Annotated in this window: 7 protein-coding genes; 6 read left to right on the top strand and 1 reads right to left on the bottom strand. The window is 67.4% G+C overall.

Annotated elements, in window-relative coordinates; genetic code table 11:
- Together NZ849_RS08400 and NZ849_RS08395 are read left to right on the top strand one after the other, a co-directional pair.
- The coding region (locus NZ849_RS08400) for an O-antigen ligase (protein WP_295406074.1) at positions 1-1,221 on the top strand (1,221 nt) is incomplete at its 5' end.
- A 73-nt stretch (positions 1,222-1,294) separates the two neighbouring features.
- Positions 1,295-3,835: a G8 domain-containing protein gene (locus tag NZ849_RS08395; protein ID WP_295406072.1), complete on the top strand. Its 2,541-nt coding sequence runs from the start codon at positions 1,295-1,297 to the stop codon at positions 3,833-3,835.
- Between the two features lie 3 nt (positions 3,836-3,838).
- Here the strand turns inward: NZ849_RS08395 and ligA are convergent, their stop codons facing one another.
- On the bottom strand, positions 3,839-5,845 hold the full coding sequence (gene ligA / locus NZ849_RS08390) for an NAD-dependent DNA ligase LigA (RefSeq protein WP_295406070.1): 2,007 nt from the start codon (positions 5,843-5,845) through the stop codon (positions 3,839-3,841).
- Between the two features lie 122 nt (positions 5,846-5,967).
- Between ligA and NZ849_RS08385 the strand changes: the two genes are divergently transcribed.
- From NZ849_RS08385 to NZ849_RS08370, 4 genes are all read left to right on the top strand, one after another.
- Positions 5,968-7,101: a BMP family ABC transporter substrate-binding protein gene (locus NZ849_RS08385; protein WP_295406068.1), complete on the top strand. Its 1,134-nt coding sequence runs from the start codon at positions 5,968-5,970 to the stop codon at positions 7,099-7,101.
- A gap of 59 nt (positions 7,102-7,160) precedes the next feature.
- Entirely contained in the window at positions 7,161-8,687 is a 1,527-nt protein-coding gene (locus NZ849_RS08380; RefSeq protein WP_295406066.1) for an ABC transporter ATP-binding protein, read from the top strand.
- Between the two features lie 355 nt (positions 8,688-9,042).
- Positions 9,043-9,882 (top strand): DUF1385 domain-containing protein, encoded by an 840-nt coding sequence (locus NZ849_RS08375; protein WP_295406078.1) that lies wholly within the window; start codon positions 9,043-9,045, stop codon positions 9,880-9,882.
- A gap of 16 nt (positions 9,883-9,898) precedes the next feature.
- The gene (locus NZ849_RS08370; protein ID WP_295406064.1) at positions 9,899-11,035 is read left to right on the top strand and encodes an exonuclease SbcCD subunit D; all 1,137 of its coding nucleotides are present in this window, start codon (positions 9,899-9,901) and stop codon (positions 11,033-11,035) included.
- Positions 11,036-11,039 lie beyond the last annotated feature (4 nt).

The following is an 11,039-nucleotide window of genomic DNA, read 5'->3' as shown; positions in this document are numbered from 1 at the left end:
TTTTTCATGAATAAGTGGTACCCCCTCGAGCCGGGCAAGACCTACACCCAGAGCTTCTACCTGCGGCACGATGGCCGCGAGGCCCGGCTCAGGATCACCTTCTTCACCCAGAGGGGGCACCACCCGGTGCCCACACAAAAGGAGCTGGTGGCCCCCGGGGTGTGGCGGGTCTGGGCCAGCTACACCGCCCAGGAGGGGGATAGCGCGGTGCGGGCCATCGACTTCTTCAACGAGGGGGGAGATTACACTTACCTGGAGGTGGGCTGGCCCCAGCTGGAGGAAGGCTCCCGCCCCACCCCCTACCGGCTGGGGCCTACTCTCAAAGGGCTCGAGTGGCGCCTGGGGTGGTGGGTAGGCGCGGCCTTGCTAGGATTTTTGGTCTTGCAGGCTGGGGTCTGGCTGCTCCGGGTGGTGCCGCCCTCTGTGGTGGCCTGGGGGGTGCTGCTCGGGATGCTGGCCCACCTGGGCTACGCGGGGTGGCAGTGGCTCGAGGCGGGTCCAGGCGCGCGGGCGGCCGGCCTCACCCCCCAGCCCAACTTCCTGGGCCACGGGGCGGTGGCGGCCGCTGGCCTGGTCTGGGCCCTGGGTGGGCGGCGGCTGGGCGGGGTGGCGCTGGCGGTGGCCGCGGCAACGCTCTGGCTTTCCGGAAGCCGCACGGCCTTCTGGGCCCTGCTGCTCCTGGGCGCGGCCTGGGGATGGAGCCTGGGGCGCTACCGCTGGTTGGCCCTGGGCGCGGGGGGGCTGCTGGCCGGAGTGGCCCTGGCGGAGCCCGAGCTGCTGGGCCGCCTAGCCCAGGCCCTGACCCTGGACAGCAACGCCCAGGCCCGGCTCCAGTTCTGGCAGGTGGCCTGGCAGGCCTTCCGCGAACACCCTCTAGGAGGGGTTGGTTTCGGACACTTTCCCCTCTACTTTGACCTGCACCCCCCGAGGGGGGCCATTGAGTACTCCCCCGGCCACGCCCACAACCTGGGGTTGCAACTGCTGGCGGAAGGGGGGCTGCTGGCCCTGGTGGCCCTCGGGCTCTGGCTGGCGGGGGTGGGGTGGGCCCTGGCAAGGCGGCGGGCCTGGGCCGCCCTCACCCTTCTAGGTGCCGTTCTGCTGCTGAACACCACCGACTTCACCTTTTTCTCCGCCTGGGTCTACTACCCCTTTCTCCTGGCCGTAGCCGGGGCCTTGGGCCCTTCCGCGAACAGCCACCAGGCCCCCATTAAGCCGGGTTAATCCCCTTCAAACAAGGGGAAGGCAGCCCTTCTGTACCTTGGGGCTAAGCCGCCCCCGGCGGTGCCTCTACCCTATGCGCAACCTTCTTTGGAGCGTCTTCCTACTGCTGGCCGCGGGCTGCGCTGGGCAGAGCGAGCCCCCCGGCGGCCCCCAGCGCTGGGGGGCCTGGTCGGACCCCCGGACCTGGCCCAGCGGGCAGGTCCCCCGGGCAAACGAGGTGGTCAACATCCCCCCTGATCTGGGCGTTGTCCTGGACGTGAGCCCACCCCCCTTGAGGGGGCTCAACATCTATGGCGCGCTGCGCTTTGACCGAAAGGACCTGGAGCTCAGCGCCGACTGGATTATGGTCCATGGGCGGCTCGAGGTCGGCACCCCTCAGGAGCCCTTCCGGCAGCGAGCGGTCATCACCCTCACCGGCAACAACCCGGAGGAAGACCAGATGGGCATGGGCACCAAGGTGCTGGGGGTGATGGGGGGGGTGCTCGAGCTGCATGGCGAACCCCGCCCGGGCTGGACCAAGCTGGCCCAGAGCGCCCCTCGAGGCGCTCGGGAAATTGCCGTGCTGAACGCCAGCGGATGGCGGGTAGGGGACCGCATCGTGCTTGCCTCCACCGACTACGACCCCCGCCAGGCCGAGGTGCGGACCATCGTGGCCATCTCGGGCAACACCCTAACCCTGGACCGCCCCCTCGAGTTTCCCCACTTCGGCGAGGTCACCTTTGGCGTGGACCAGCGTGGGGAGGTGGGCCTGCTCTCGCGCAACGTGGTGGTGCAGGGCGACGAAGCCTCGGCCATCAACGGCTTCGGTGGGCACATCATGGCCATGATGGGCAGCTCCATGCGCATCTCGGGAGTGGAGCTCCGCCGCATGGGCCAGCGCAACCGGCTGGCCCGCTACCCCGTCCACTGGCACCTGGTGGGCGAGGCCCGGGGCCAGTACATCAAGCACACCTCCATTCACGAAAGCTTCAACCGCTGCATCACCATCCACGGGACCAGCGGGGTGGAGGTGGTAGGCAACGTGGCCTACAACGCTGTGGGCCACTGCTACTTCCTGGAGGACGGGGCCGAGACCCAAAACCTGCTGGAGGGCAACCTGGGCCTCCTGACCCGACGGCCCGAGGCCAGCCGGGGCGAGCAACCGGTCATCCCCACCGATAGAACCCCCGCCACCTTCTGGATTACCCACCCGGCCAACACCGTGCGCAACAACGTGGCGGCCGGCTCCGACGGCATTGGGTTCTGGTATGCCCTGCCCGAAAACCCCACCGGCCCCTCGGCCACCACCACCATCTGGCCCCGCCGCACCCCTTTGGGGGAGTTTTCGGGGAATGTGTCCCACTCGAGCTGGGATGGGCTGATGGTGGACCGCGGCCCCAACCGGGATACCCTGGAGGCCGAGAGCGCGGTCTACAACCCCCGCACCCGGCCAGCCGACACGCAGAACCAGTACAACGACGCCCTCAACCCCCCGGTGGTGGCCGAGTTCAAGAACTTCACCGCCTATAAGCACCGCGGCAACGCCATCTGGCTGCGGGGCCTGAACCACAAGGTAACCGGAGCCCGGCTGGCCGACAACGCCATCGGGGTTACCTTCGCCTCCCGGGCCACCACCCTGGAGGACTCCCTCATTGTGGGGGACAGCGCCAACAAGGGGTTCCCGCGCGACTGGGAGTTTCGCGGAGCGGATGGCCGCAGCCTGCCCCGCCCCTGGGCCAGCAGCGCCGGCCCCATCCAGGACAACTTTCCCATACGGGGGTTTGAGTTCTACGACGGCAAGGTGGGCTTCCGCAACGTGGAGTTTGTGAACTTCCAGCCCCTGGAAATCCACAACGCCCAAGGTGCCCACCGCACCATCCGCGAGGCCGGGGCCCTGAGCTACCTGCGCTTTACCAGCTTCGACATCGACAGCCGCAACTTCGCCGAGAGGGCCCGCTTCACCAACGCCAAGGCGGTCTATCTGCCCCCCCGGCCCGAACCCACCCCAGAGGAGCTGAGCAGGGGCCAGAGCGCCGACGGCTACCGGGGCAGCGTCTTCGTGGACCTGGACGGCTCGGTGAGCGGCAGGCAGGGCCATGCGGTGGTGCTCAACAACCCCTTCCTGTGGGACACCGGCTGCGAGGCGCGCGCGGAGTGGAACGCCAGGATCTGCGGCTACGGCTACGCCCGGCTGCACATCCGGAGCGAGAGCGGGGAGAACATCGGCCCGGTCTCCCTGACCCGCGAGGACGGCGGACGGCCGGTCTTCCGCATGTGGGGGGCCCCCAACGACCCCCGGTTCTTCGGGGCCACGGTCATCAAGGGCCGCACCTACACCCTGGAGGCCAGCGGCGGGCTACCCCGCCGGCTCAGGCTTCGGCTGGAGGACAGCGAACCGGGGGACTTCGTCTATGTGACCGTACCCTACAGCGGCGAGCCCTACATCTACCGCGACTACTGGATTGACAACCGCAACCGCCTGGCCCGGGCGGCCTCCAGAGCGGAGTTCGAGGCCAGCAGCGGGGACCGCTACTGGACCGAGGGAGGTCGGCTTTACCTCAAGCTGAGGGTGAAGAGCGAGGCGGGGCGCGAGTGGGCCGTGCTGGATGTCTGCTCGAGCGACCTTTGCCGCTGAGGGTTACCAGGCCTCCACCCCTACCCGCTCCTGCAGCAGGGCCTTCAGCCCCTCCTCGTCCAGCACCGGCACGCCCAGCTCCTGGGCCCTGGCCAGCTTGGAGCCAGCCCCAGGCCCGGCCACCACGTAGTGGGTCTTCCGGCTTACCGAGCCCGCTACCTTGGCCCCGTGGGCTTCCAGAAGCCGCGCCACCTCCTCCCTGGGGCGGGAAAGCTCCCCGGTGAGCACAAAGGTCAGGCCCTCCAGGGCGCGGCTCTGCGGCTTCTCCTTGGCCTCAAAGTTCACCCCAGCAGCCCGCAGCCGCTCCACAAAGCGGCGCATCTGGGGCTGGGCCAGGGCCTGGTGGATGGCCTGGGCGGTGGCCTCGGCGATGTCCGGAACCGCGTCCAGCTCCTCCACGCTGGCCTCCAGGATTCGGTCCAGGTGCCCAAAGCGACGGGCCAAGGCCCGGGCGGTGCTCTCCCCCACCTGGGGGATGCCCAGGGCGTAAAGCAGCCGCTCCAGCCCCCGGCCCTTGCTGGCCTCGATCTGCTCCAGCAGGTTCTGGGCGCTCCGCTCCCCCATCCGCTCGAGCCCGACGAGGTCCTCCTTCTTGAGCTGATAGAGGTCGGCCGCATCGCGCACCAAGCCAGCCTCCAGAAGCTGCTCAATCAGCTTCTCCCCCAGGCCCTGGATATCCATGGCCCGGCGGCTGGCAAAGTGGCGTATGGCCTCAAAGGCCTTGGCCGGGCAGAGGGGGTTGGGGCAGAGGTGAATCTTCCCCGAGAGAACCAGCCCGCTGCCGCACTCCGGGCAGTGGCTGGGCCACTCCACCGGGTGCTCGCCCCGGGAGGCCTCGGTGAGCACCCGGAGCACCTCCGGAATCACCCCGCCGGCCTTGTGCACGAGCACCGTATCCCCAACCCGCAGCCCCAGTTCCTGCACGTAGCTCTCGTTGTGAAGGGTAACCCGGCTCACCGTGGAGCCGTCCAGGAGGACGGGCTCGAGCTCGGCCACCGGGGTAACCCGCCCGGTGCGCCCCACCTGAAAGACCACCCGCAGCACCCGGGTGGGCTTCTCCTCAGCGGGAAACTTGTAGGCGATGGCGAACCGGGGGGTCTTGGCAGTGTAACCCAGCTCCTCCCACAAGGAGAGGTCGTTGAGCTTCACCGTCACCCCATCGGCCTCAAAGGGCAGGCTGCGCCGGCGCTCCAGCATGGCCCGGTAGCCCTCCTCCACCCCCTCCACCCCAAGGGCCCGCCGGTGGTGGGGCGCCACGGAAAAGCCCATCTCAGCCAGCCGCTCCCGCAGCTCGAGCTGGGTCCGCACCGCCAGCCCCTCGTGTCGTCCCACCCCGTAAAAAAGCCCCCGCAGACCCCGGCGGGCGCTCACCTTGGGGTCTTTCTGCCGGAGGCTCCCCGCAGCGGCGTTGCGGGGGTTCTTGAAGGGGGCCTCGCCGGCCTCCTCGAGCTCGGCGTTGAGCCGCAAAAAGGTCTCTATGGGTAGGTAGACCTCACCCCGCACCTCCAGGTCCAAAGGCTCGGGCAGCCTGCGGGGGATATCGGGAATGGAAAGCAGGTTGGGGGTTACCTCCTCCCCCACCACCCCATCCCCCCGGGTCAGGCCCCGCACCAACACCCCCCCCTCGTAGACCAGGTTGATCGAAAGACCGTCAATCTTATACTCCAAGGCGTACTCAAAGGGCCCCTCCCGGCCCAGCATACGGGCGATGCTGGCCTCAAAGTCGGCCAAATCCTCCCTGGAAAAAGCGTTGGCCAGGGAGTACATCCGGGTAGGGTGGGGCAGGGGGGTAAAGGGAGTCTCGAGGATGCTGCTGCCAACGGTCTGGGTGGGCGAGTCGGGGGTGATGAGCTCAGGGTGGGCCTCCTCCAACCTCCGAAGCTCCTCCATCAGCCGGTCGTACTCCGCATCGGATATCTCGGGATCATCCAGCACATAGTAGCGGTAGTTGTGGTAGCGGATCAGCTCCCTGAGTTCCAGAATGCGTTGCTTTGCCGAAGGCGTAGGCATAGCGCAATGCTAGCACCTCCCCTGCCCGCTTCACCAAGCCCCTTTCACGCCTGCGGCATTCTCGACTATAATGCCGGAGGCCAGTGGCTATATAGCCCGTGCTTCGCAAGGAGGAAGCCGTCATGAAGAGACTCGCCGTCCTATGGGTAGCCGCCGCTACCGCCCTCAGCCTGGGCCTGGCCCAGGAGATCCGGGTGGGCATGGCCTTTGATGCCGGCGGGAAAAACGACCGCAGCTTCAACCAGTCCACCTTCGAGGGGGCCCAGCGGGCTGCTCGGGAGCTTGGGGTAAGGGTTTTCGACTTTGAGCCGGCCGACCCCGGCCAGGTAGGTCAGGGCATCCGCCGCTTCGCCGAGGAGGGCTTTGACCTCATCATCGGGGTAGGCTTTGCCAACGAGCCCTCCATCACCAGAAACGCCCGGGAGTTCAAGGACATCAAGTTCGCCGTAATCGATTCGGTACCCTGCGAGGGCAAGTGCGAGAACGCGGTGGGCCTGGTCTTCCGTGAGCACGAGGGCAGCTACCTGGTGGGCTACATCGCAGGCCGCCTAACCAACACCGGTGTGGTGGGCTTCGTGGGTGGGATGGACATCCCCCTGATCCACAAGTTTGAGCAGGGCTACCGGGCCGGAGCCATTGCGGGGATGCGCGAGCGGGGCATCGCCAACCCGCGGGTGCTCATCAACTACGTAGGCAACACCCCCACCGCCTGGAACGACCCCGGTAAGGCCAAGGAGATCGCCAGCGCCCAGGCCAAGCAGGGGGCCGACATCATCTACGCCGCGGCGGGAGCCAGCGGGCTCGGGGTGCTCGACTTCGTGAAGCAGCAACGCTGCCTAAAGCAAAACGAGCTGCCCTCCGGCGTGCGCTTCATCTCCAACAACGGCTCTAGCGTGCCCCGCTATGCGGCCTACGAGCGCTCCTGCCCGGCGGCCACCACCCGGCCGATGTTCATGATTGGGGTGGACGCCAACCAAAACTACCTGGGCGACACCGACAACAACCCCCGCACCCTGAACCACGTCCTCACCTCCATGCTCAAGCGGGTGGACGTGGCCACCTACGAGGTGATCAAGTCCGTCAAGGAGGGCAACTTCAAGGGTGGGGTGCGCGAGTTTGGCCTCAGCAACAACGGGGTAGGCTACGCCCTGGACGACTACAACCGGGCCCTCATTCCCCAGGCGGTCATCAACCGCTTGGCCGTGATCCGCAGCCAGATCATCTCCGGGGCCCTCAAGGTGCCCGATAGGCGCTAGACCGCGCGGCCCCACCGGCCCAGGGGTGCCCCCCCTGGGTTCTTTGTATGATTGAGGGCATGAACCCGCAAGCGGCGAAGGGGGCGGTGGCCCTGGAACTCAGGAACATCACCAAGCGCTACCCACTGGTCCTGGCCAACGACCGCATCTCCCTCCAGGTGCGCTGGGGGGAGGTGCTGGCGGTGGTAGGGGAAAACGGGGCCGGTAAATCCACCCTGATGAAGATCGTCTACGGCCTGGTCAGGCCCGACCAGGGGGAGATCCTTGTGGACGGGCGGCCGGCCCAGATCAGCGAACCCCGCGAGGCCATCGCCCTGGGCATTGGCATGGTGCACCAGCACTTCATGCTGGTGGACCCCTTCACGGTGCTGGAGAACATCATCCTGGGCGCCGAGCCCCGGCAGGGAGCGCAGATTGACCTGGCACGGGCTCGAGCCGAGGTGGAGGCCCTGATGCGGGAGCTGGAGTTTAACCTGCCCCTGGACACCCCGGTAGAGGAGCTACCCGTGGGGCTCCAGCAGCGGGTGGAAATCATCAAGGCCCTCTACCGCAAGGCCCGCATCCTCATCCTAGACGAGCCCACCGCGGTCTTAACCCCACAGGAGGCCGACGAGCTCTTCACCTTTCTCCGCCGGTACGTGGCCCAGGGCAACGCGGTCATCTTCATCAGCCACAAGCTGGCCGAGGTCATCAAGCTGTCCGACCGGGTCACCGTCATCCGGGATGGCCGGGTGGTGGGCACAGTGAACACCCCTGAGACCAGCGTAGCCGAGCTGGCCCGGATGATGGTGGGGCGGGAGGTCATCCTCTCGGTGGAAAAAGGCCAGGCCAGGCCCAAGGAGGTGGTGCTCAAGGTGGAGAACCTGAGGGTGCACGGGAAGGACAGAAAGCACCGCCTGAACGGGGTGAGCTTTGAGGTACGGGCTGGGGAGATTGTGGGCATCGCCGGGGTAGAGGGCAACGGCCAGACCGAGCTGGTAGAGGCCATCACAGGCCTCAGGCCCTACGAGGGGCAGATCAAGTACGGGGGCCAGCCCCTTCGGCCAAACGCTCGCACGGTGCGGGCGTGGGGGGTTTCACACATCCCCGAGGACCGCAACGCCAGGGGGCTGGTGCTCGACTTCACCACCCGGGAGAACCTCATCCTGGGCGACCACTACCGGCCGCCCAACGCAGGCTTCCTCGGGTTTTTGAACGCGGAGCAGATTGAGGCCAACGCCCAGCGCATCGTGGAGGCCTTTGATGTGCGGCCCCGCAGCACCGGCCTGGCGGCACGGCGCTACTCAGGGGGCAACGCCCAGAAAATCGTCGTGGGGCGGGAGCTGAGCCGGGGCCCCAGGCTGCTGGTGGCCGCCCAGCCGACCCGTGGGGTGGACATCGGGGCCATAAAGTTCATCCACGAGCAGATCGTGCGGGCCCGCGACCAGGGAATGGCGGTGCTGCTGGTCTCGGCCGACCTAAACGAGGTCCGCTCGCTGTCTGACCGAATCTTGGTGATGTTTGAGGGTCGCATTATGGGCGAGCTAAAGGCCGACGAGGCCACAGAGGAGAAGCTGGGCCTCTGGATGGCCGGAGTGGTCGCTTAGGCGGGGCTCGAGCCCCCACAACGCCCCCCAACTGGGCCAGCCCCTCAGAAAGGGATAGAACCCCTAGGTTAGCTCGGCCGCACCTTAGCGGCTTTGGCCCAAGGACGCACAGCCCAGCCGGGGCCACCGCAGGGGGGCTTTCCGGCATCCTCTCGCGGTGGACTGAGCGCCGCCTGCAGCAGCCGCTGAAAGCGGCTTTGGGGCACCCCTCCTGGCCGCAGCACACTCCTTGCCACCCTTCCCCATTCGGTATGCTATTGGGGTGCGAACGAGGCGAAAGACCCCAGACTGGCACAAGCTCGGCCTCCCCCTGAACACCGCCACCCTAGGCGGGAGCGCCGCACTGGAGGGGGTGATGATGAAGGCCCCCCAGGCCTGGGCCCTAGCGGTGCGCCTGCCGGATGGCCGGATTCACGTGGAGCGCCACGAGGAGCTGGCCCTGACGCTCAAGTACCCCTGGGCCCGGCTGCCCCTGGTGCGAGGGGTGGTGGCCCTTTGGGACGCGCTCAGCACCTCCTACCGGTCGCTCTCCCGAAGCGCGGAGCTGGCCGGAGAGGAGGAGGAGAAGGTCTCCGGGGTAGCCTTCTACGGAACCCTGGCGGTCTCGCTCCTGGTGGCCTTTGCGCTCTTTGTCTGGCTGCCCGCACGGCTGGCCGGGTTTTTGGTGGACGAGGAGCGCTTTCGGCTTCTCTTCTACACTGTGGCCGGGGCATTTGAAGCGGCCATTTTGGTGGGTTACCTGGCCTTCATCGGGCGGATGCCGGAGATGCGGCGCTTCTTCCAGTACCACGGGGCCGAACACAAGGCTATTGCCGCCTACGAGAAAGGCCTGCCCCTCACGGTGGAGAACGTCCGGGCCCAATCCGCCTACCACCCCCGCTGCGGCACCAGCTTCATCGCCTTTACCGCGGTGGTGGGGGTCTTCATCTACAGCTTCTTCCCTCCCCTCACGGTGGCCTGGTACTGGGCTTTCCCCAGGCTCCTGCTGATTCCGGTGGTGGCGGCGGTCGCCTACGAAGTGCTGCGCTACTCAGCCAGCCACCAAGACCCCTTCTCCCGCTTCTTCCGCTGGCTCGGCTACAGGTTCCAAATGCTCACCGTGCGCGAGCCCACCGACGAGATGATTGAGGTGGCCATCGCCAGCACCCAGGCCGCGGTGGCCAAGGGGCCCTCCGAAGCCGCACCCGTGGCCTAGGCGGTAGGATCGGACCATGCGGATTCTGCACACCGCAGACTGGCACCTGGGCAAGACCCTCAAGGGCCAAGACCGCACCCCGGAGGTGCACGAGGCCTTGAAGGAGCTGCTGGGGTTGGTCTCCTCAGAGAGGGTGGAGCTGGTGCTGGTCTCGGGTGACCTCTTTGATCGAAGCGTTGTCTCGAGCGCAGCCGAGGCCGCGGCCTTCGAGTTCTTCGTGGGGCTCAAGGAAAAGGGTATCCCAGCCTTGGTCATCGCCGGAAACCACGACAGCCGGGAGCGGCTGGAGGCCCTGGCCCCCCTGCTGGCCCTGACCGGGACCCGGGCCTATGGAAACCTGCGCTTCGCCCAGGAGGGAGGTGTGGTAGAGGTCGGCGGCCTGCGGGTGGCCCTGCTGCCTTTCCTCTCGGAGCGGCGCTTGGTCAAGGCCCAGCAACTCCTGCAGCAGGACACCGGGGGGTGGCGGCAGACCTACGCCGAGGGAATGCGGCAGCTCATCGCCCACCTGACCGCCCCAGGGGTCCACCTGCTGATGGCCCACCTGACCGTGGAGGGGGCCCAGCTCGGCGGGGGGGAGTTCACCTTCCACACCACCAACAGCTACGCGGTTCTGAAGGGGCACCTTCCCCCCACCTTGGGCTACGTAGCCCTAGGGCACATCCACAAGCAGCAGAAGGTCTCCGACGGACCGGTCGCCTGGTACCCAGGCTCGCTGATCCAGCTCGACTTCGGCGAGGGGGAGGGGGCACCCCGCGGGGCCTTGCTGGTGGAGCTGGAACCGGGAAAGCCCGCGCGGGTGCACGAGATACCGGGCCGCTGGGGCAAGCCGCTCAAGACCTTTCGGCTCCGCCTGGAAGACCTGGACCGGCGCTGGGAGGAGCTGCGGGAATTCCCCGGTTACACCAAGCTGGTCTTGGAGGGACAGGGGAACCCCGCGTTGCGCAAGCGGCTGTTTGAGGAGGTACCCCGGCTGCTCGATGTGGAGTTCCAAGCCCCCTCGAGGGAAGGCCCAAGCCCCCCGGCAAGCCCCGAGCGCCTGAGCTGGAGTGAGGCCTACGCCCAGTACCGCCGGGAAACTGCCGGTGAGGCATCGCTCGACGAGCTCCTAAAGGCCTTCCAGGAGGTGCTGGAGGAAGTTCTGGCCCCCCGCTAGCTGA

Source organism: Meiothermus sp., assembly GCF_025060375.1.
In the GTDB taxonomy this organism is placed as follows: domain Bacteria; phylum Deinococcota; class Deinococci; order Deinococcales; family Thermaceae; genus Meiothermus.
The sequence above is the reverse complement of the archived record's forward strand: the minus strand, read 5'-3'. Positions and strand labels throughout refer to the sequence as shown.

Excerpts from the sequence above, each read along its gene's own strand:
- NZ849_RS08385 (WP_295406068.1), top strand. The coding sequence starts at position 5,968 with ATGAAGAGACTCGCCGTCCTATGGGTAGCCGCCGCTACCGCCCTCAGC.
- NZ849_RS08395 (WP_295406072.1), top strand. The coding sequence starts at position 1,295 with ATGCGCAACCTTCTTTGGAGCGTCTTCCTACTGCTGGCCGCGGGCTGC.
- NZ849_RS08375 (WP_295406078.1), top strand. The coding sequence starts at position 9,043 with ATGATGAAGGCCCCCCAGGCCTGGGCCCTAGCGGTGCGCCTGCCGGAT.
- NZ849_RS08380 (WP_295406066.1), top strand. The coding sequence starts at position 7,161 with ATGAACCCGCAAGCGGCGAAGGGGGCGGTGGCCCTGGAACTCAGGAAC.
- NZ849_RS08370 (WP_295406064.1), top strand. The coding sequence starts at position 9,899 with ATGCGGATTCTGCACACCGCAGACTGGCACCTGGGCAAGACCCTCAAG.
- ligA (WP_295406070.1), bottom strand. The coding sequence starts at position 5,845 with ATGCCTACGCCTTCGGCAAAGCAACGCATTCTGGAACTCAGGGAGCTG.